Below are 19,445 nucleotides of genomic sequence, written 5' to 3'. Positions count from 1 at the left end.
CTAACCCCTCCAGTCGCTATTCCGGCCAACCGGAAAATGCGAGGACATACGAAGCAACGACGGTGCGGGCCTTTCTGGTTCTCTGCCGGCTTTCCATCAGCCGGGGTACTAAAGAGGCACACCATCATTGCCTGAAGTGCGGTCGGGTCATTCCCTCCAATCCATGGCAGACAAAGCCGAATGATGCTCTGGCAGGGCGTCGTTCACATTCGCGCCTTGAGCGTATGCTATCGATTCTGCGCCTCCACCGGCTGATTCGAATGCATATCTCGAGCGTCCTTTGTCCTTCGGATTTTTCCGAAGCCGGTTTAACAGGGAATACATCGATGACGACTGCACGCATTCTCGACTTCATCAAGACCCGACGTCCCGAAGGCCCTTGCCTCGTGGTTGATCTCGACGTCGTGCGCGACAATTTCAACGCTTTCCGGCACTCCCTGCCGAACAGCGCGATCTACTATGCCGTCAAGGCAAACCCGGCTCCCGAAATCCTGAAGCTGCTCGCTTCGCTCGGCTCCAACTTCGATTGCGCCTCCGTGGCTGAAATCCAGATGGCGCTCGATGCCGGCGCGACGGCCGACCGTATTTCCTTCGGCAACACCATCAAGAAGGAACGCGATGTTGCGCGCGCCCATGCGCTCGGCATCGATCTCTTCGCGGTGGACAGCCACGAGGAAGTCGAGAAGGTTGCCCGTGCCGCTCCCGGCGCGCGCGTCTTCTGCCGCGTGCTGACGGATGGCGAAGGTGCGGAATGGCCGCTGTCGCGCAAGTTCGGCTGCGTTCCGCAGATGGCTGTCGACGTTCTCGTCTATGCACATCAGCTCGGCCTCGAATCCTACGGCGTATCCTTCCATGTCGGTTCGCAGATGATGAATCTCGACGCATGGGATGCGGCGCTGGCCGATGCCAAGCGCGTCTTCGCTTCGCTTGCCAAGCAGGGCATCCACCTGCAGATGGTCAATATGGGCGGTGGTTTCCCGACCAAGTACCTGCGCGACGTTCCGGCTGCCGAAGAATACGGCCAGGCGATCGACACGGCGCTGCGCAAGCACTTCGGCAACCAGATCCCGAAGACGATCATCGAGCCGGGCCGCGGCATGGTCGGCAATGCCGGCGTCATCAAGGCGGAAGTCGTTCTCGTGTCGCGCAAGTCCGACAATGACAACCACCGCTGGGTGTTCCTCGACATCGGCAAGTTCGGCGGTCTCGCCGAGACGATGGACGAGGCTATCCGTTACCCGATCCGCACCGAGCGCGATCAGGACGAGATGGAGCCCTGCGTTCTGGCCGGCCCGACCTGCGACAGCGCCGATGTGCTGTATGAAAAGAACATGTACCCGCTGCCGGTCTCGCTGACCATCGGAGACGAAGTTCTGATCGAAGGCACGGGCGCTTACACGACCACCTATTCGGCGGTCGCGTTCAACGGTTTCGAGCCGCTGAAGGCCTATGTCATCTGATCCGAGCGCCGTCCGCTGAAAAGGGCGGCGTCTCGACCAAGCTTCCGTTCCGGCTTTGCCGATTGTGCTGTTGCGCAAATCCCTGCTTGCTGCACCTCTTCCAGCCGAGGAAAGCGTGTCGGCGGGCCGGAACGGCTCCACCAATTTTTCATCAAGGGCCGCGTGTGGGCGGTAGTGTGACGGGAGGCCAAGGATGGCCGCTCTTTTGAATTCGGTACGGGCATTTTTCACGCCGCAGACATTTCATGTCGATCAGGAAAATCCGGGCGATGTCGTCGCCCGTGAGAACCTGCTGGACCGCGCCATGGGCGCCGGCCGCCGCCGCAAGTCTTCCGAAAAGCTGCGCGCGGGTCGCATTCCGGCCGAAGGCCTGGCGCTGGTTGCCCGCGATGAGGATGGCCATGTCATCGGCACGGTGCGCCTGTGGAACGTCGAGGCCGGTATCTCGCGCGAAGGCCGCGCCGTCGAAGCGCTGCTGCTCGGCCCGCTGGCCGTCGATGCCGCCCATGAGGGCAAGGGCATCGGCTCGGCGCTGATGCGCGCTGCCATTGCCGAAGCCACCAAGCGTGGCCACGGCGCCGTTCTTCTGGTTGGCGACGCACCCTATTACGAGCGCTTCGGCTTTTTCGCGGACAAGGCCCAGCACCTCATCATGCCCGGCCCGTTCGAGCGCAGCCGTTTCCTGGCGCTGGAACTGAAAGCCGGCTGGCTTGAAGGCGCTGCCGGCCTGCTGGTGGCAAGTGGCCGCAGGCTCTCTGCCTGAGACGGGTCTCGCTGCTGATATCAAACCCCGGCCCAAAGCCGGGGTTTATTGTTTCTGCTCCATGGTCATGGGGTCGGCCGTTGCCCACCGATAATTTCTCGGAGCGTCTCTTGCGCGCAGAAATTTACGGGTATATACCCGAGACAAATGCCAAACGATAGTTGCCATTGCATCCTGTTGCGCAAAGCATCCCGCAAGGTTTCGTCCTATTATGACGAGGCCCTGGCGCCGCTTGGCGTGAATATCGGTCAGTTCAGCCTGTTGCGGAACATCAATCGCACCGCGCCGGTCTCGCTGACCGATCTCGCCGCGAGGGTGGAGCTGGATCGCTCCACCGTCGGCCGCAACGCCAGGGTGCTGGCTCGCATGGGTCTGGTCGCCATCGGTCACGGGGAGGATCAGCGGGAAGCGATGCTGACGGTGACGAAGGAAGGCCACGCGATCCTGAAAGCGGGCGCGCCGCTCTGGGATGGGGTGCAGGATGAAATAGAGGCCCGGCTTGGGCCTGAGAAGACAGCACAATTGCAGGAACTGCTCGCAGCCCTGTGATTTTTGGGGATATAAGCGGGTATCTGCCCGCAATATGGGGTATATACCCGCAAAATATCGGCCGCGGCCGCTGGAAAGGGAATTTGAACATGCTCTCCACACGCCTCGCCAGCTGGATGGCCGGCAGAAATCTGCATTATGGCTGGCTCGTTGCCGCAACCACCTTTTTGACCATGCTGGCCACCGCCGGTGCGATGGGGTCCGCGGGGGTGATGATCCAGCCGCTGCATCAGGAATTCGGCTGGGATATCGCCGATATTTCCTCCGCAATGGCCGTCAGGCTGGTGCTTTTTGGCCTGCTCGGGCCTTTTGCCGCCGCCTTCATGAATCATTTCGGCATCCGGCAGGTGGTGTCCACCGCGCTTGCCCTGATCATGGGCGGCATCGTCGCCTCCTTCTTCATGACCGAGGTATGGCAATTGCTGCTGCTCTGGGGCGTGGTGATCGGCGTCGGCACCGGCATGACCGCGCTGGTATTGGGCGCCACCGTGGCGACACGCTGGTTTTCCAAGCGTCGCGGACTGGTAATCGGCCTTATGACGGCGAGCAACGCCACCGGCCAGCTTGTTTTCCTGCCGCTGCTGGCGGCGCTGACGGAAGCCTATGGCTGGCGAACCGCCCTGACCCTGTCCGTTGCGGTGATCGCCACCGCCATGGTTCTCGTCCTGCTTTTGATGCGTGACCATCCTGCCGATGTCGGCCTGCCGGCCTATGGCGAGACAGCGGTGGCAAAGCCGGTCAGGCAGGATCACAATCTTCTCGCCACACTGGTATCGCCGCTGGTGACCCTGAAGAGCGTATCGGGCAACCCGGTCTTCTGGGTGCTTTTCGGCACCTTCTTTGTCTGCGGGCTTTCGACCAACGGTCTCATCCAGACACACTGGATTTCGATCTGCGGCGATTTCGGCATGGCTGCGGTGACGGCGGCGGGCACGCTAGCGGTGATCGGCATTTTCGATTTCTTCGGCACCATCTTCGCCGGCTGGCTTTCCGACCGCTTCGACAATCGTTTCCTGCTGTTCTGGTTTTACGGTCTGCGCGGCCTGTCCCTGCTTTATCTCTCATTCTCGGGGTTCAGTTTCGTGGAGCTTTCGGTCTTCGCCGTCTTTTACGGTCTGGACTGGGTGGCGACCGTGCCGCCGACGGTGAAGCTCGCTGCCGAGAATTTCGGCCGCGAAAAGGCCGGTCTCGTTTTCGGCTGGGTGTTTGCCGGCCATCAGCTGGGAGCCGCCACCGCCGCCTTTGGCGCCGGTTTCTTCAAGAGCGACTTCGACACCTACATGCCCGCGCTGCAGATTGCCGGTCTGATGTGCATGATCGCGGCCGTCTCGGTTCTGCTCCTGCGCAAGCCGGGTTCCGCAACCCTGACGCCGCAGGCCGCGTGATAGAGGTGACGCACTGGAAGGAGGCCTGCAAATGCAGGCTTTTTCGTATTTTTCCGGCATCTGCCGGGCGCGTTGTGCATCCGCTCCCCGATCGCTGGACGGTATTCGTTGCGTAATTGTCACAATGCTTGCCGGTTAATCGCTCCGATCCATGATCGGCGTCCCGGTTTGATCCATCTCAATCGGCCCGCCTCTGCCTTCGTCATAGTGGCCCCAAGCGGTTGCGGCAGGCGAAGATTCGCGAAAGCCCGCCGCCATCAGCCGGTTCCGGGGACTTGCCCGGCTGCGGTGCGCTATAGGAGAGATGGAATGACGAACAGAAACAAAAAAACCGCCTTGCTTGCCAGTGTCGCGGTTGGTGTTGCGACCATGCTGGTATCCGCCAATGCCATGGCCGCCGATCTGGCCCCGGCAGCGCCGGCCCCTACCGCCGAAGAGGCGATTGCGGCGGCAAGCCCGTGGATGCTGCGCGTGCGCGGCCTCGGCGTCATCACCCATGATAGCGGCAGCGTCGACGGTTTGCCGGGGGCGGGCCTGTCCTATTCGGACACCGTGATCCCGGAACTCGACATCAGCTATTTCTTCACCGAAAACTTCGCCGCGGAGCTTATCCTCGGCACCACCTATGCCAAGATCAATGGCGAAGGTGTGCTGGCCGGCACGCCGGTCGGCAAGACGTGGCTGCTGCCGCCGACGCTGACGCTGCAATATCACTTCACCGATTTCGGCGCTTTCAAGCCTTATATCGGCGCGGGCGTGAACTATTCGCTGTTCTATGACCAGACGGAAAAGCCCGGCTTCACCAATCTCGACGTCAAGAACAAGGTCGGCGCAGCCGTGCAGGTCGGTTTCGACTATATGCTGGACGAACATTGGGGCGTGAACTTCGACGTGAAGAAGATTTTCCTCAAGACCGACTGGACGGCGGAACTCGGCGGCACGCCGATCAGCGGCAAGGCCAAGCTCGATCCATGGCTGATCGGCGCGGGTATCACCTATCGCTTCTGATCTCGGGATCGCTGAGCGCGGCCTTTGACGGGCGGCGCTTTCTGAGTTATACGGACGGCCACGGGAAAAGAGCCCCGGCCGTCCGCAGGCATTTATGCCCCTGGTGAAGCTCTTTCCTTGATAACGGTCATCCCCATGTTTTGCATGTCGTCGATGGCAACGCGGACCCCCTTCGGAACATTCGGCATGCGCATGTTGGAGAACCGTTATGAACGTGTCCAAACCGCTTCCCGCACTTGAGGGGCTGAAAGAACAGGCAAAACGCCTGCGCGCCGCCCTTGAGGATCAGGGGCAGGCAATCACCCATTCGAAAGCGCTGGAACTCATCGCCGCGCAATATGGCTTCCGCGACTGGAACACCCTCCACGCATCGGCCGGCAACCGCCCCGCCTTCAACCCCTATCTTCTGGGTTCAAGGGTGGAAGGTTTTTACCTCGGCCAGCCTTTCGTGGCCTCCGTTCTGGGCGTGCAGGCGCTCGGCGGCGATCCCGAACGCTACCGGTTGACCCTGCATCTCGACGATCCGGTGGATGTGGTGACTTTCGAAAGCTTTTCCGCCTTCCGCCAGCGCGTCCACTGCAATGTCGATACATCTGGCCGCACCGTGGAGAAAACTTCAAATGGTCGGCCGCAGGTGGAGCTGGTGTGGTAGGGAGCCTTCGGAGATTCTAGCTATAGTGTGAGCACCCGCCGAGTGGCGGGTGCCCCGTTTCTGCGACCGAGCTTAAATCCGCTTGCCCGCCGCATCGAACAGGTGAAAATCCTTCGCCTGTGCGGCGATCTTCAGCGTTTCGCCGATGCGAAGCTGAGAGCGGCCGTGGACACGGAAGACGATTGTTGTGCCGTCTGCGAAGGAGCCGTGCACATAGCTTTCCGCACCCACCAGTTCCACGGCGTCCACCTGCACGGTGCCGGTGAAGGCGGCGTCTGCTGGGGCTTCATTGGCAAGGGTGATGTCTTCGGGGCGGATGCCGAGCGTGGCGACGCCCTGCGGCAGTGCCGCGGTTGCCTGCACCGACCAGCCGGAAGAGCCGTTGGCCGTCGCCGTCCCGTGGTTCAGCAGGTTCATGGAGGGCGAGCCGATGAAGGTGGCGACGAAGGTGGTGGCCGGTTTTTCGTAAAGCTCGATCGGCGTGCCCATCTGCTCGATGCGGCCCGCATTCAGCACCACCAGCCGGTCGGCCAGCGTCATGGCCTCCATCTGGTCATGGGTGACATAAACGCTTGTCGTGGCGAGCGAGCGTTGCAGGCGGCGGATTTCGACCCTCATCTGCACGCGCAGCTTGGCATCGAGGTTGGAGAGCGGTTCGTCGAACAGAAAGGCTGCCGGTTTGCGCACGATGGCGCGGCCCATGGCCACGCGCTGGCGCTGGCCGCCGGAAAGCTGGCGCGGCTTGCGCTCCAGGAACTGTTCGATCTCCAGCGCCTTGGCCGCCTCGGTGATGCGCCGTTCGATCTCCTCCTTCGGCGTGTTGCGGTTCTTCAGGCCATAGGCAAGGTTCTGGCGCACCGTCATATGCGGATAAAGCGCATAGTTCTGGAACACCATGGCGATATCGCGGTCGGAGGGCTCCAGATCGTTGACGACACGGTCGCCGATGACGATCTGGCCGCCCGAAATGCCTTCCAGCCCGGCGATCATGCGCAGCAGGGTGGATTTTCCGCAGCCGGAGGGGCCGACGAGCACGATCATTTCGCCGTCGGCGATGTCCATCGACACGCCCTTGATGGCCTCGACATTGCCGCCATAAACCTTGCGGACGTCTTTCAGCGCAATTTTTGCCATTACTTTTCGGTCTCCACCAAACCTTTGACGAACCAGCGCTGCATCAGCACCACAACGATAATCGGGGGGATGATGGCGAGGATCGCCGTCACCATCACGTAATTCCAGGGCGTCGAAGCGTCGGTGAAATCCACCATGCGCTTCAGGCCGATGATGATCGTGTTCATCTTGGCGTCGTTGGTCACGAGCAGCGGCCAGAGATACTGGGTCCAGCCATAGATGAACAGGATCACGAAAAGGGCGGCGATATTGGTTCTCGACAGCGGCAGCAGAATATCCCGCATGAAACGGAACGGACCAGCATTGTCGATGCGCGCCGCCTCGACCAGCTCACCGGGAATGGTCAGGAAGAACTGCCGGAACAGGAAGGTCGCGGTCGCCGACGCCATCAGCGGCAGTGTCAGCCCCGCATAGGTGTCGATCAGGCCCAAATCGACGATGACCTTGTAGGTGGGCAGGATGCGCACTTCCACCGGCAGCATGAGCGTGATGAAGATCATCCAGAAGAAGCCCATGCGGAAGGGAAAGCGGAAGAAGACGATGGCGAAGGCCGACAGGAACGAAATGACGATCTTGCCGATGGCGATGGCGAGCGCCACGACGAAGCTGTTGAACAGCAGCCGCTCGAGGCTGACGCCGACCACTCTTTCGACACCGCCGGCCATGGCCTCGGTGTAATTGGCGCCAAGATGATCGCCGGGCAAAAGCGACATGGGCGGGCGGATGATATCTGTCGATGTCATGGAGGAGGCGACGAAGGTGTAATAGATCGGGAAGGCCACGATGATGATGCCGAGAACGAGCATCAGATGGGCGATCACGCGGGCGACCGGGCGATTTTCAATCATTGTGAAATCCTCAGCCGTAATGCACGCGCTTCTCGACGAAGCGGAACTGGAAGGCGGTGAGCGCGATGACGATCACCATCAGGATCACGGATTGCGCGGCGGAAGAGCCGAGATTGAGGTTCACGAAGCCATCATTATAGACCTTGTAGACCAGCGTTTCCGTCGCCTTGGCGGGGCCGCCGCCGGTCACCGCATGGATGATGCCGAAGGTATCGAAGAAGGCGTAGACCGTGTTGACGACCAGAAGGAAGAAGGTTGTCGGCGCAAGCAGCGGGAAAACGATGGTCCAGAAGCGCCGCGAACCGCGCGCGCCATCGATGGAGGCCGCCTCCAGCAATGATTTAGGAATTGCCTGCAAACCTGCGACAAAAAACAGGAAATTGTAACTGATCTGCTTCCACGCAGCAGCCGCGACGACGAGCAGCATGGCCTGATCGCCGTTGAGCAGCGGGTCCCACATGATGCCGTTGCGGCGCAGGATGTAGGAGAAGGTGCCCATGGCCGGGTTGAACATGAAGAGCCACAACATGCCGGCCACCGCAGGGGCGACGGCATAGGGCATGATCATCATGGTGCGGTAAAAACCCTTGCCGCGCACCACGCGGTCTGCCGCCGTCGCCAGAAGCAGCGCCAGCCCCATGGAGACGAGCGCGGTCAGGATGCTGAAGATGACCGTGACCTGCAGCGAGTTCAGATAGCTTTCATCCGAGAGCACGGCCGAAAAATTCGCCAGCCCGACGAAATTGCTGTTCAGCCCGAAGGCGTCCTCGCGCATGGTCGACTGATAAAGCGCCTGGCTTGCCGGCCAGAAGAAAAAGATCACCGTGAGGATGATCTGCGGCGCAACCAGCAGATAGGGCAGGATCTTGTTGGGGAATACGACGCTTTGCACGGCGATCTCCTGATGAGATGGGAATGCCGCCCGCACCCTGTCGAGGATGCGGGCGGGGCAGGGGATCTCCTAGTTGCCGGCAGCCTGTTTGATGGCCGCATCGCCGCGCTCGACGATCTTATCGAGTGCCGCTTTCGCGTCCTGCTTGCCGGCCAGCATCGCCTCGAACTCTTCATTCATGATGTCGCGCACCTGCGGCAGGTTCACGAGACGCACGCCCTTGGAGTTTTCTGTCGGCGGCTTGCCCATCATCTGCAAGAGCGGCGTTTCCCGGGCGGGGTTCTTGTCATAGAAGCCGGATTTCTTGGTTTCCTCATAGGCCGCGATGGTCACGGGCATATAGCCGGAGACCTGATGCAGGCGCGCCTGGATCTTGGTCTGGGAGAGGAAGTGGAAGAATTCGGCCACGCCCTTATATTCGGCGTCGCTCTTGCCGCCGAAGACCCAGAGGCTGGCGCCGCCGGGAATGGTGTTCTGCGGACCATGGCCCTCATAATAGGGCAGCTGGCCGATGCCGTAATTCATGCCGGTCTTGACGATATCGCCAAGGCCGCCGGAGGATCTGGTCAGGATGCCGCATTCGCCGGACATGAACAGCTGCTTGGCTTCCGAGGTGCGGCCGCCATAACGGAAGGTGCCGTCTTTCGCGAGATCGGCAATCGCCTGGAAATGCTCGACGAAGAGCGGCGCATTGACCGCAAGCTTCACATCCGTGCCGCCAAGGCCGTTTTCATTGCTGCCGTAGGATACGTTGTTCCAGGCGGCGAAGTTTTCGGTCTGGATCCAGGTGAGCCAGGTGGAGGTGAAACCGCACTGGGCCGCACCGCTGGTCTTGATCTTCTTGGCGGCTTCGAAAACTTCCGGCCAGGTCTTCGGCGGGTTGGCGGCATCGAGGCCGGCCTTCTGGAAGACATCCTTGTTGTAATAGAGGATCGGCGAGGACGAATTGTAAGGGAAGGACAGCATGGTGCCGTCGGGCTTGGAATAATAGGCGACGATGCCGGCCAGATATTCGTCCTTGTTAAAGGTGTAGCCGCCTTCCTTCAGCACGTCCGCCACCGGCTTGATGGCGCCGGCAGCCCCCATCATCACGCCCGAACCGGCATCGAAGACCTGAATGATCGCCGGCGGCTGCTTGGCGCGGAACGCCGCAATGCCGGCATTCAGCGTTTCCGGATAGGTGCCCTTGAAGACGGGCGTGATCTTGTATTCTTTCTGGCTGTCGTTGAACTCTTTGGCAAGCGTATCCACGACCTCGTTATTGGCGCCGGTCATGGCGTGCCACCACTGAATGTCCGTTACTGCATATGCATTCGATGTGACAAAAAACGAAAGCGCGGATGCCGCGGCGAAGCGGTAGCTGAGTTTTTTCAAGGTCATTCCTCCCGTTATGAAAACAGTAAAAGATACAGCCCCTTATTGCAGCCTATCCTCCTCGATCCGGCTGCGGGCGATCTTTTCTGTATTAGCGATCTGATTAAAAGCGAACTCTAACGAAAATGCAAGAGAACGTGGAACGATTAAAACGAAAGTGAAGGAAACGGATTTATTATTCCATTTCCTTCGTTCCATGGTTTTTTCATGCGCCCTGCCGTTGGCGGCGTGCGGATGCGGGATTGACTCCCGCCGAAATCCAACAATCGCCATTGATATGTTATTACATTACGTATTATGGTGCGGTGAATTTATGGATGTCGAAGGTGCGGATGTGTTCGGAATGAAGCGGAAAAAGGCGGTCGGTTCCGGGCAAGATTCGGCCGTCGCGCCACCTGTCCGCACGGTGCCGGTTACCCTGCTGACCGGCTTTCTGGGCGCGGGCAAGACGACGTTGCTGAACGCGCTTCTGACTGAGCCGGCCATGCGCGATGCCGCGGTCATCGTCAATGAATTCGGCTCGGTGCCCATCGATCACGGTCTGGTGCGAACGGGTTCTGAACGATATTTCAGAACGACGACGGGCTGCATCTGCTGCACGGCCACCAGCGATATCCGCACCTCGCTTTACGAGCTGCATCAGGCCTTTCTGGAAGGGATGATGCCGGAAGTATCGCGGGTCGTCATCGAAACCACCGGCCTTGCCGATCCCGCGCCGATCATCAACAGCCTGATCGCCGGCGGCACGCCGGCGCTTGGCCTGCGCGATCACATCGTGGGCCGGCATTTCCACCTTTCAGGCGTGGTCACGGCTTTCGACGTTGTCTCCGGCCCGGCGATGCTCGACAGCTTTATCGAAGGCTGGAAACAGCTTGCCTTTGCCGACCATATCGTTCTGACGAAAACCGATCTTGCCGATGCCGCAGCCGTGGACCGCGAAAGCCTCGCCGATCTCAATCCTGCGGCCTCGTTCCATGACCGCAATGCGGCCGATTTCGATCTGATGTCGTTGTTTGCAGCGTCGGATTATTCGCTGCGCGGCAAGCCGGAGGATGCGCCGGGGTGGCTTGCGGCCGACAGGCTGAGCCTTCATGCCGCCCATCGGCACGATATCAATCGCCATGGCGTCGGGGTCGAGGCTTTCGATCTTACCTTTGACGGCGCTTTCGATCCGCAGGCGATTGTCACTTTTCTGGAGCTCGTCACCAGCAATGTGCATTCCGGCCTGCTGCGACTCAAGGGAGTTTTCGGCGCAACGGATGCCCCGGAGCGGCCGGTTGTCGCCCATGCGGTGCAGCACCGGCTTTATCCATTGACCCGGCTGGAGCGCTGGCCGGATGGTAATCGTTCCACGCGCATCGTGCTGATCGGCATGGATATGCCGCAGCGGCCGATCCGCGCTCTCTTCGACACATTGGCCGCGCAGGCGGGGCGAAAGGTATTCCGATGACGCTAAAAACGAATCCGCTTGCGCGCAGCGGCTCTGCGATCGTCTCGCAGGCCCGCATCATGAAGGACTGGACGCGGGAACTGCTGTTTCTTTCAGAAGACGACATTGTTTCCGTCCACGAGATCGCCTGCGCGTTGCCGAATTGCCCGCCGAAGGAAACCGTGATCCTCATTATGTCCGCATCCGGCAGTACCCGGCAATTGTCGGTTCACAAGGCGCTGCTGGATGTAGCCCGCCATGATATCCTCGGGGCCATTGCCGCCGATGTGCCGTAAGGCCGTGTGAAATATCGCCCGCTTGACGGCAAGAGCGTCTTCCGGCACTTCGGCAAGACCGTGAGATTCGCGGATGATAAAGGGCGGGCAATGGCCGATCTGGCGGTATATGCGGGTTTGTTCCTGACGGCGTTTATCGCGGCGACCATTCTGCCCATGCAGTCGGAGGCCGCACTGGCCGGCCTCATCCTTCTGAAATCACAGCCCATCTGGCTGCTGGTCGCCGTGGCCAGCGCCGGCAATGTCGCCGGCTCCTTCGTCAACTGGCTGCTCGGCCGCGGCATCGAGCGCTTTCGGCATGAACGCTGGTTTCCGGTCGGGGAGGCGGCGCTGGAGCGCGCCCAGAACTGGTATCGGCACTATGGCAAATGGTCCCTGCTGCTCAGCTGGGCGCCGCTGATCGGCGATCCTCTGACGGTCGCCGCCGGCATCATGAAGGAACCGCTGCCGGTCTTCCTGCTGCTGGTCACCATCGCCAAGGTCGGGCGTTATCTCGTTCTGGCGCTGGTGACGCTGAATTTTCTATAAAGCCTCTCCTCTGTCATGCCGGACTAGATCTGGCATCCAGCCACGGCGCGTCTGCGCCGTGAAAAGAGTCTCTCGCGATCAAGGACTTGATCGCGCTGGACCCCGGACCTAGTCCGGGGTGACGGCTTACAGATGCTTCGCATCGGTAGCTATCGATCAAGCCGCCTGCCTGTCCCAGCTTGCGAAAGGATCGGGCAGGTGCCGCCATGCATCCGGTGTGAATGCCTCGGTATCGATCAGGCAGGCATCGAGCTGGGCGCGGATGCGCGCCTCGTTCATCGGATCGGAGCCGATGAAGACGATTTCCTGCCGGCGGTCGCCGAAGACCGGATCGAGATAGGGCTTCATCATATCGAGGAACTGCTTTTCGCGCGGCCATTGCTCCTTCGGCACGGCGGACCACCACAGGCCCATCTTGCCGGTGCGCACCAACGCGCCGGCCTGGCTGATCTCGCCGACATAACGCGGACGCGTCGCCAGCCAGAAAAAGCCCTTGGCGCGCACCACGCCTGGCCAGGCGCGGTCGATGAAGCGCTGGAACAGCACGGGGTCGAAGGGTTTTTGGGCGCGGTAAACGAAGGAGCGGATGCCATATTCCTCGGTTTCGGGAATATGGTCCTTGAAGCCGTGCAATTCCTTGAACCACAGGGGGTGTTCTTCGGCCCTGGCGAAATCGAAACGGCCGGTGCCGAGAACCTCATTCAGCGCCACCTTGCCGAAATCGGCCTCGATAAGTTTCGCATCCGGGTTCAGCCCGACGATGATCTTGCGGGCGGCGTCCCGCTCCTCCGGTGTCGCGGTGCCGATCTTGTTGAGGACGACGACATCGGCAAATTCGATCTGCTCCACCAGAAGGTCGACGATGGTGCGGTTGTCGCCATCGCCCGCCGTTTCGCCCCGGTCGGCCAGAAAATCGGACGAGCCGTAATCGTTGAGAAGATTGGCGGCATCCACCACCGTCACCATGGTGTCGAGACGTGCAACATCGGAAAGGCTGCGGCCGTTTTCATCGCGAAAATCGAAGGTCGCGGCCACCGGAAGCGGCTCGGCGATGCCGGTGGATTCGATCAGCAGGTAATCGAAACGGCCCTGTTCGGCCAGCGCCCGCACCTCCGTCAGGAGATCGTCGCGCAGCGTGCAACAGATGCAGCCATTGGTCATTTCCACCAATTGCTCTTCCGTGCGGGAGAGATTGGCGCCGCCATCGCGCACCAGTGCGGCGTCGATATTGATCTCGCTCATGTCGTTGACGATCAACGCCACGCGCAGACCATCGCGATTGGCGAGAATATGATTGAGAAGCGTCGTCTTGCCGGCGCCGAGAAAGCCGGAAAGCACGGTGACGGGAAGTTTTTGCGACATATGGACCTCGTTCTCTGGCAAAGCTCGCGTGGACCTCATGGCGGCCACACGCACACGATCTGGAAATGACGGGTTCGGTGCTGCCCCGTCTTTGTTTTGTAACGTAATAACATTACATATTGACCGCCTGTCAACGGGCGACGGAAAAAAAGCGTCCCGCAATGCGGGGGCTGCTGCTTATGCGAAGCGCAACGTATCTTTCCGATAGTTAATGTTATTTCATTACATATTCGTTTGACGAATGTAATAACATTACATATCAAGGACCATCGAATGACATCCTGCCCCGGAGGGATCGATGAGCGATCCGTGCCTCGCCTTCAAAAACCTGACGCTTGGATATGCCGGCCGCGCGGCTGTGCATCATCTGAATGGCGATATCGCCAGAGGCTCGCTCACTGCGGTGGTCGGCGCCAATGGCTCTGGAAAATCGACGCTGATGAAAGGCATTGCCGGCATTTTGAAGCCGCTCGGCGGCGAATGCCGGATAAGCCCAGATCTGTCCGTCGCTTATCTGCCGCAGCAATCGGAACTCGACCGCTCTTTTCCGGCGCAGGTGCGGGATCTGGTGGCGCTTGGTCTCTGGCCGAAACGCGGCCTGCTTGGCCGCCACCGTCCCGAAGACCGGGCGGCGATGGACCGCGTGATGGAGGCGGTCGGGCTTTCCGGTTTTGAGAGGCGCAATATCGACTCGCTTTCCGGCGGGCAGATGCAGCGCGCCCTGTTTGCCCGCGCCATGTTGCAGGATGCGCAGCTGATCCTGCTCGATGAACCCTTCAATGCCGTCGACGAGCGCACAGTTTCCGACCTTATGGTCCTGATCAAATCATGGGTGGCGGAGGGACGCACGGTTCTGGCCGTCCTTCATGACTTTCAGCTCGTGCGGCAGCATTTTCCGGAGACCCTGTTCCTTGCCCGAAAGCTTGTCGGCCTTGGTCCTACAGCCGAAGTTCTGAAGGCGGAGAACATCCGGCAGGCGCGGCATTTCCACGAAGCGTGGGAGGAAAATGCTCCCTGGTGCGAACCGGCCGAGGCGCCTTCGCTGCAGATTGTCGGGGCAAGTCCGCAGGCGGCACCCGCATTCCCATTCCCATCCCCACTCCCACGCGAATTCAAATGTCCATGGCTGATATCTTCATCCAACCCTTCGTGCAGTATGTCTTCATGCAGCGTGCGCTTGCCGGTGCGCTGATCCTTGCCGTCAGCTGCGGCCCGGTCGGTGTGTTTCTGATGCTGCGCCGCATGAGCCTGACGGGCGACGCCATGTCTCACGCCATCCTGCCGGGAGCGGCGGTCGGGTTTCTGTTCTACGGGCTGGAAATCCTGCCCATGACCATTGGCGGGCTGGCCGTCGGCCTTCTGGTCGCGCTGGGTGCAGGCGCTGTGTCACGCTTCACCATCCAGAAAGAAGACGCCTCGCTTGCCGCCTTTTATCTGATCTCGCTGGCGCTCGGCGTGCTGCTCGTCTCATGGCGCGGTTCCAGCGTCGATCTGATGCATGTGCTGTTCGGCACCGTACTGGCGCTGAACAATGAAGCGCTCGGCCTGATCGGCGGCATCTGCATCGTAACGCTTCTGGTGATGATAACCTTCTGGCGGGCGCTGCTGGCGGAATGCCTCGATCCCCTGTTTCTGCGCTCGGTCAGCAACTGGGGCAGCCCGGTGCATTTCCTCTTCCTTGCCATCGTCGTGCTCAATCTGGTCGGCGGCTTTCAGGCGCTGGGAACGTTGCTCTCCGTCGGGCTGATGATGCTGCCCGCCGCCGCCAGCCGCTTCTGGTCCAACCGTGTCGCGCCCATGTGCTTCATTTCCATCGGCATCGGCATGGTGTCCTGCTTCGCCGGCCTGCTTCTGTCCTATCACGCGTCGCTGCCATCCGGCCCGGCGATCATCCTTTCCGCGGGCGTCATTTATGCGCTCTCCATCCTCATCGGCACGCGCGGCGTGCTCAGCGATCTTCTCGGTTCCGGCCGTCACAGGACGGCCTGAAAACAGCGTTCGAAAAAGGAGAACCCTCATGTTCAAAACCCTCCGTCTCGCCACCGGCGTCAGCCTTCTTTCCCTCTCCCCGGCTCTGATGGCGCAGGCGTCCGCCGCCGAACTCAAGGTCGTTGCCAGTTTCTCGATCATCGCCGATTTCGCGAAAAACGTCGGCGGCGACCGCGTCGAAATCACCACGCTGGTCGGGCCGGATGGCGACGCCCATGTCTATGAACCCCGCCCGGCCGATGCCGTCGCCGTCAGCAAGGCGGATGTGGTGCTGGTCAACGGTCTGGAATTCGAAGGCTTCCTCAAGCGGCTGATCGACACCAGCGGCACCAAGGCGCCGGTGGTGGAACTGACCAAGGGTGTGGAGCCGCTCAAGCTTTCCGAAGAGCCGGCAGGTCACGCCCATCCGGAAGCCGAGGAAGAGGAAGGTCACGACCACAAGGCAGAGGAAGCCGGCCACAAACACGAGACCGCCGAGGCCCATGATCACGACCACGGTCATGAAGGTCACCACCATCACGGCGAGTTCGACCCGCATGCCTGGCAGTCGATCAGGAACGCCGAAATCTACGTGAAGAACATTGCCGGCGCCTTTTGCGAGGTCGACAAGGCCGGTTGCGCCACATACACCGCCAATTCGGACGCCTATATCGCCAAGCTTGCCGCTCTGAACGAGAAGGTGAAGACCGAGATCGCCGCCATCCCGCCGGAAAAGCGCGTCATCATCACCTCGCATGACGCCTTCGGTTATTTCGAGCATGCCTATGGCCTGAATTTCCTCGCACCCGAAGGCGTATCGACGGAATCCGAAGCCTCGGCCGCCGATGTCGCCAAGCTGGTGGATCAGGTGAAGCACGACAAGGCCTCGGCGATCTTCGTCGAAAACATCACCGACAAGCGGCTAATCGACCAGATCGCCAGCGAAACCGGCCTGAAGGTTGGCGGCACGCTCTATTCCGACGCGCTTTCGACCGCTGACGGCCCGGCTGCGACCTATATCGACATGATCAACCACAATATCGAGACGATCACGGCGGCTGTGCTCGGCCAGTAAGTTTGACCATATCGCTGTGAGTTCGGGGAGGGCGGCTTGTGCCGCCCTCTCTGCATTTGTGTTTATGCAATGGCCCTGGAACTCTTCCTTTAGCGATTTCCATATTGGTGCTAAAACCCCTCCTCATGTCCGATGCGCTTCACATCTTCACTGACGGTTCCTTCGACGATGCCTCCGGATCCGGAGGATGGGCGTTCGTGGTTCATGAAGCGGGCCACCAAGTCCATTCCGCTTCAGGCAGGACTGTCGGCACATCCAACAATACTTTCGAAGTCCTCGCCGTCCTCAACGCAATGTCGTGGGTCGTCGCCGAAGCGCCAACGCGGTCAGTCACGCTCTGGACGGATGCCGTTCATGTCATCGAAGGCTGCCGCCGATATAGGGCGATCTGGCGCAACAACGGCTGGAAGCGGATCACGCCCAACCAGCGTACCCGCCGAAGACCGATTCCCGACAGGGAGATCTGGCAGCAGCTCGACAGCCTGCTGGAGCGGCATCCCCATGTGGTTGTAGAATGGTGCAAAGGGCATTCCGGCACTGTCGGCAACGAGCATGCCGATGCATTGGCGCGTGGAGTGGCCCGCGCGACGGTACTTTAGCCGGCGGCCGTCAGTCGCCGTGACTCGGCGCGTCAATCTCTTCACTTCAGCCATCCCCCGTCTCTACCTTTTTTCGTATCGAGCGGTTGCGCCGGTACTCTTTCGCGACTCCAACCGAATGGTGTGCAGGGCCTTGCTGGTTGACAATCGACATCCCGTTTGAAATGGTAAGATGTCAGACCAATTTAGAGGGTGCGTCTTGGACAGGTCCAGCCGGGAACTCATGCAGCCGATTCCGCCGAGCGACCGCGTGCGCCAGGTGGAGGCCGCGCTTTCCGACTATGTGGAGCGTGCAGGGCTGAAGGCTGGAGACCGGCTGCCGGCGGAGCGGGAACTGATGGCGGCGCTGGGCGTCGGCCGCTCCACCATCCGTGAAGTCATTCGCAAGTTTCAGGCGCTCGGTGTCATCGACAGCCGCAAGGGCAGCGGCAATTATCTGCTGAAGCCGATTTCCGCTGCCACCGTGCATATGCCGATTTCCATCGATGCCGAAAGCCTGCGCGATGCGCTGCTGATGACGCTGGAAGTGCGGCGCGGCATCGAGGTGGAAGCCTCCATGGCGGCTGCGCGCCGCCGCACGGCAGACGATATCGCCACGATGGAAGCGCGGCTTGACGAGATGGAGCGGGTGCATCTGGCCGAGGGAACCTCCGGCAAGGCCGACCTTGCCTTCCATCTGTCGATCTACGACGCGACCCATAATACGCTGTTCAAGCAGCTTCTGGAGCAGATGCGCGAAGGCTTCGAACGCTTCTGGTCGAAGCCGTTCGACCGCCCGGATTTTGCCGGCCGCTCCTTTCCCTTTCACCGCACGCTGTTCAACGCCATCGCCGCCGGTGATGCCGAGACCGCCCGTGAAGAAACACTGAAAATCCTCGCCGTCGTCGAGGAGGATATCAAGGACATGTCGAAATGAACCATGGCAACGATCTCTTCGATCCCGCCTCATTTATCGTTGCGCATGACGAGGCCCACGCTTTTGAAGCCGTGGTGCCGCCCATCGTGCAGACCTCGCTTTTCACCTTTTCCAGCTATGACGAAATGGTTTCCACCTATCGCGGTGAAAAGGTGCGGCCGGTCTATACGCGCGGGCTGAACCCCACCGTGCGGCTGTTTGAGGAGATGCTGGCGAAGCTGGAAGGGGCCGAAGATGCGCTCGGTTTTGCAAGCGGCATGTCGGCCATTTCCTCCACCGTGCTCTCCTTCGTTTCGCCGGGCGACCGGATCGTCGCCGTGCGCCATGTCTATCCCGATGCATTCCGCCTGTTCGGCACCTTCATGCAGCGCATGAATATCGAGGTGACCTATGTCGACGGCCGCGATGAGGCGGCGGTTGAAAAGGCGATGCCGGGCGCAAAGCTGTTTTACATGGAAAGCCCGACGAGCTGGGTGATGGAAGCCCATGATGTCGGTGCGCTTGCCGCCATCGGCAAGCGGCATGGTGCCGTCACCGTCATCGACAATTCCTGGGCAAGCCCGGTCTTCCAGCAGCCGATCTCGCTCGGCGTCGATCTCGTCGTACATTCGGCCTCGAAATATCTCGGCGGCCATAGCGATGTGGTCTCCGGCGTGGTGGCCGGCTCGAAGGCGATGATCGACCGCATCCGGGCGGAAACCTATCCCTATCTCGGTGGCAAGATGTCGCCCTTCGATGCCTGGCTGCTCATTCGCGGGCTTCGCACCCTGCCGCTGCGCATGAAGGCGCATCAGGCCTCGGCGCTTGAGATCGCTACCCGCCTGCAGGCGCTGGATGTGGTGGAGAAGGTCTGCCATCCGGGGCTGGCGAACCGTCTGCCGCCCGGCCTTCACGGCACCTCGGGCCTGTTTTCCTTCATCTTCAGGGAAGGGGTGGATGTGCGCGCTTTTGCCGACCGCCTCAAGCTTTTCAAACTGGGTGTTTCCTGGGGCGGGCATGAAAGCCTCATCGTCCCCGGCGAAGTGGTGCTCGAACAGAAGGCGCAGCCAAACTCTGCCCACACCTTCGGCATCAGCGCGCGTTCGGTGCGCCTGCATGTCGGGCTGGAGGGCACGGAAGCCCTCTGGAACGATCTCGAACCCGCGATCAAGGCGGCCTCTGCCGCCTGACGCGTTTTTAAACTGACGACAAAAAAGGGGAGAACGAC

The 19,445-nt window shown here is 60.7% G+C and carries 19 protein-coding genes and 1 pseudogene; 15 read left to right on the top strand and 5 right to left on the bottom strand.

Translation table 11 applies throughout. From position 1 onward, the window contains the following. Positions 1-326 precede the first annotated feature (326 nt). From odc2 to O3W47_RS00775, 6 genes are all read left to right on the top strand, one after another. Positions 327-1,460, top strand: coding sequence for an ornithine/lysine decarboxylase (gene odc2 / locus O3W47_RS00800; protein WP_003523360.1), 1,134 nt, complete (start codon positions 327-329; stop codon positions 1,458-1,460). A gap of 193 nt (positions 1,461-1,653) precedes the next feature. Continuing rightward, positions 1,654-2,223, top strand: a complete 570-nt coding sequence (locus O3W47_RS00795; protein ID WP_080854677.1) for a GNAT family N-acetyltransferase — start codon at positions 1,654-1,656, stop codon at positions 2,221-2,223. Positions 2,224-2,370: 147 nt separating this feature from the next. Then, entirely contained in the window at positions 2,371-2,772 is a 402-nt protein-coding gene (locus O3W47_RS00790; RefSeq protein WP_080820716.1) for a MarR family winged helix-turn-helix transcriptional regulator, read from the top strand. Between the two features lie 89 nt (positions 2,773-2,861). After that, positions 2,862-4,157, top strand: coding sequence for an MFS transporter (locus O3W47_RS00785; protein ID WP_269312704.1), 1,296 nt, complete (start codon positions 2,862-2,864; stop codon positions 4,155-4,157). 309 nt (positions 4,158-4,466) lie between these two features. Beyond that, the gene (locus tag O3W47_RS00780) at positions 4,467-5,165 is read left to right on the top strand and encodes an OmpW/AlkL family protein (RefSeq protein ID WP_080820718.1); all 699 of its coding nucleotides are present in this window, start codon (positions 4,467-4,469) and stop codon (positions 5,163-5,165) included. A 208-nt stretch (positions 5,166-5,373) separates the two neighbouring features. Beyond that, positions 5,374-5,817: a glyoxalase superfamily protein gene (locus tag O3W47_RS00775; protein ID WP_077984241.1), complete on the top strand. Its 444-nt coding sequence runs from the start codon at positions 5,374-5,376 to the stop codon at positions 5,815-5,817. Positions 5,818-5,889: 72 nt separating this feature from the next. Here the strand turns inward: O3W47_RS00775 and O3W47_RS00770 are convergent, their stop codons facing one another. The 4 genes from O3W47_RS00770 to ugpB all read right to left on the bottom strand — a co-directional run bounded on the left by O3W47_RS00770 (position 5,890) and on the right by ugpB (position 10,071). After that, a complete protein-coding gene (locus O3W47_RS00770) occupies positions 5,890-6,951 on the bottom strand; it encodes a sn-glycerol-3-phosphate import ATP-binding protein UgpC (RefSeq protein WP_269312703.1) in 1,062 nt (353 codons plus the stop codon). Continuing rightward, positions 6,951-7,799: a sn-glycerol-3-phosphate ABC transporter permease UgpE gene (gene ugpE, locus O3W47_RS00765; protein WP_127758044.1), complete on the bottom strand. Its 849-nt coding sequence runs from the start codon at positions 7,797-7,799 to the stop codon at positions 6,951-6,953. The genes O3W47_RS00770 and ugpE overlap by 1 nt, the downstream gene beginning before the upstream one ends. A 10-nt stretch (positions 7,800-7,809) precedes the next feature. Next, complete coding sequence (gene ugpA, locus O3W47_RS00760; RefSeq protein WP_003523346.1) at positions 7,810-8,691, bottom strand: sn-glycerol-3-phosphate ABC transporter permease UgpA; 882 nt, start codon at positions 8,689-8,691, stop codon at positions 7,810-7,812. A gap of 69 nt (positions 8,692-8,760) precedes the next feature. Beyond that, positions 8,761-10,071: a sn-glycerol-3-phosphate ABC transporter substrate-binding protein UgpB gene (ugpB, locus tag O3W47_RS00755; protein ID WP_269312702.1), complete on the bottom strand. Its 1,311-nt coding sequence runs from the start codon at positions 10,069-10,071 to the stop codon at positions 8,761-8,763. 337 nt (positions 10,072-10,408) lie between these two features. On the opposite strand from ugpB, the gene O3W47_RS00750 reads away from it, so the two are divergent. The 3 genes from O3W47_RS00750 (at position 10,409) to O3W47_RS00740 (ending at position 12,318) form a co-directional block, all read left to right on the top strand. Beyond that, entirely contained in the window at positions 10,409-11,515 is a 1,107-nt protein-coding gene (locus tag O3W47_RS00750) for a CobW family GTP-binding protein (protein ID WP_269312701.1), read from the top strand. Then, positions 11,512-11,790 carry a hypothetical protein gene (locus O3W47_RS00745; protein ID WP_269312700.1) on the top strand — a complete coding sequence of 93 codons (279 nt, stop codon included), beginning with the start codon at positions 11,512-11,514 and terminating at the stop codon, positions 11,788-11,790. Before O3W47_RS00750 ends, O3W47_RS00745 begins: the two co-directional genes overlap by 4 nt. 90 nt (positions 11,791-11,880) lie before the next feature. Continuing rightward, positions 11,881-12,318 carry a YqaA family protein gene (locus O3W47_RS00740; RefSeq protein ID WP_080820726.1) on the top strand — a complete coding sequence of 146 codons (438 nt, stop codon included), beginning with the start codon at positions 11,881-11,883 and terminating at the stop codon, positions 12,316-12,318. A 156-nt stretch (positions 12,319-12,474) separates the two neighbouring features. On the opposite strand, the gene zigA is transcribed toward O3W47_RS00740, so the two are convergent. Further along, the gene (zigA, locus tag O3W47_RS00735; RefSeq protein ID WP_080820728.1) at positions 12,475-13,680 is read right to left on the bottom strand and encodes a zinc metallochaperone GTPase ZigA; all 1,206 of its coding nucleotides are present in this window, start codon (positions 13,678-13,680) and stop codon (positions 12,475-12,477) included. A 298-nt stretch (positions 13,681-13,978) separates the two neighbouring features. On the opposite strand from zigA, the pseudogene aztA reads away from it, so the two are divergent. The 6 genes and pseudogenes from aztA (at position 13,979) to O3W47_RS00705 (ending at position 19,407) form a co-directional block, all read left to right on the top strand. Continuing rightward, positions 13,979-14,810, top strand: a pseudogene (gene aztA / locus O3W47_RS00730) (zinc ABC transporter ATP-binding protein AztA). After that, entirely contained in the window at positions 14,803-15,669 is an 867-nt protein-coding gene (gene aztB / locus O3W47_RS00725) for a zinc ABC transporter permease AztB (protein WP_135399193.1), read from the top strand. Before aztA ends, aztB begins: the two are co-directional and overlap by 8 nt. A 28-nt stretch (positions 15,670-15,697) precedes the next feature. After that, positions 15,698-16,723, top strand: a complete 1,026-nt coding sequence (gene aztC, locus O3W47_RS00720; RefSeq protein WP_269312699.1) for a zinc ABC transporter substrate-binding protein AztC — start codon at positions 15,698-15,700, stop codon at positions 16,721-16,723. A gap of 125 nt (positions 16,724-16,848) precedes the next feature. Next, positions 16,849-17,322 (top strand): ribonuclease H family protein, encoded by a 474-nt coding sequence (locus O3W47_RS00715; RefSeq protein ID WP_269312698.1) that lies wholly within the window; start codon positions 16,849-16,851, stop codon positions 17,320-17,322. Positions 17,323-17,545: 223 nt separating this feature from the next. Further along, a complete protein-coding gene (locus O3W47_RS00710; protein WP_048902873.1) occupies positions 17,546-18,238 on the top strand; it encodes a FadR/GntR family transcriptional regulator in 693 nt (230 codons plus the stop codon). Then, on the top strand, positions 18,235-19,407 hold the full coding sequence (locus tag O3W47_RS00705) for a PLP-dependent transferase (protein ID WP_065117691.1): 1,173 nt from the start codon (positions 18,235-18,237) through the stop codon (positions 19,405-19,407). Before O3W47_RS00710 ends, O3W47_RS00705 begins: the two co-directional genes overlap by 4 nt. The last annotated feature ends 38 nt before the right edge of the window (positions 19,408-19,445 follow it).

It is taken from the genome of Agrobacterium sp. LMR679, assembly GCF_027157905.1.
GTDB classification, from domain to species: Bacteria; Pseudomonadota; Alphaproteobacteria; order Rhizobiales; family Rhizobiaceae; genus Agrobacterium; species Agrobacterium leguminum.
The sequence above is the reverse complement of the archived record's forward strand: the minus strand, read 5'-3'. Positions and strand labels throughout refer to the sequence as shown.

Bases quoted from the DNA above. Each gene is read 5' to 3' on its own strand.
- odc2 (WP_003523360.1), top strand. From the start codon at position 327: ATGACGACTGCACGCATTCTCGACTTCATCAAGACCCGACGTCCCGAA.
- O3W47_RS00795 (WP_080854677.1), top strand. From the start codon at position 1,654: ATGGCCGCTCTTTTGAATTCGGTACGGGCATTTTTCACGCCGCAGACA.
- O3W47_RS00790 (WP_080820716.1), top strand. From the start codon at position 2,371: ATGCCAAACGATAGTTGCCATTGCATCCTGTTGCGCAAAGCATCCCGC.
- O3W47_RS00785 (WP_269312704.1), top strand. From the start codon at position 2,862: ATGCTCTCCACACGCCTCGCCAGCTGGATGGCCGGCAGAAATCTGCAT.
- O3W47_RS00780 (WP_080820718.1), top strand. From the start codon at position 4,467: ATGACGAACAGAAACAAAAAAACCGCCTTGCTTGCCAGTGTCGCGGTT.
- O3W47_RS00775 (WP_077984241.1), top strand. From the start codon at position 5,374: ATGAACGTGTCCAAACCGCTTCCCGCACTTGAGGGGCTGAAAGAACAG.
- O3W47_RS00770 (WP_269312703.1), bottom strand. From the start codon at position 6,951: ATGGCAAAAATTGCGCTGAAAGACGTCCGCAAGGTTTATGGCGGCAAT.
- ugpE (WP_127758044.1), bottom strand. From the start codon at position 7,799: ATGATTGAAAATCGCCCGGTCGCCCGCGTGATCGCCCATCTGATGCTC.
- ugpB (WP_269312702.1), bottom strand. From the start codon at position 10,071: ATGACCTTGAAAAAACTCAGCTACCGCTTCGCCGCGGCATCCGCGCTT.
- O3W47_RS00750 (WP_269312701.1), top strand. From the start codon at position 10,409: ATGAAGCGGAAAAAGGCGGTCGGTTCCGGGCAAGATTCGGCCGTCGCG.
- O3W47_RS00745 (WP_269312700.1), top strand. From the start codon at position 11,512: ATGACGCTAAAAACGAATCCGCTTGCGCGCAGCGGCTCTGCGATCGTC.
- O3W47_RS00740 (WP_080820726.1), top strand. From the start codon at position 11,881: ATGGCCGATCTGGCGGTATATGCGGGTTTGTTCCTGACGGCGTTTATC.
- zigA (WP_080820728.1), bottom strand. From the start codon at position 13,680: ATGTCGCAAAAACTTCCCGTCACCGTGCTTTCCGGCTTTCTCGGCGCC.
- aztB (WP_135399193.1), top strand. From the start codon at position 14,803: ATGGCTGATATCTTCATCCAACCCTTCGTGCAGTATGTCTTCATGCAG.
- aztC (WP_269312699.1), top strand. From the start codon at position 15,698: ATGTTCAAAACCCTCCGTCTCGCCACCGGCGTCAGCCTTCTTTCCCTC.
- O3W47_RS00715 (WP_269312698.1), top strand. From the start codon at position 16,849: ATGTCCGATGCGCTTCACATCTTCACTGACGGTTCCTTCGACGATGCC.
- O3W47_RS00710 (WP_048902873.1), top strand. From the start codon at position 17,546: ATGCAGCCGATTCCGCCGAGCGACCGCGTGCGCCAGGTGGAGGCCGCG.
- O3W47_RS00705 (WP_065117691.1), top strand. From the start codon at position 18,235: ATGAACCATGGCAACGATCTCTTCGATCCCGCCTCATTTATCGTTGCG.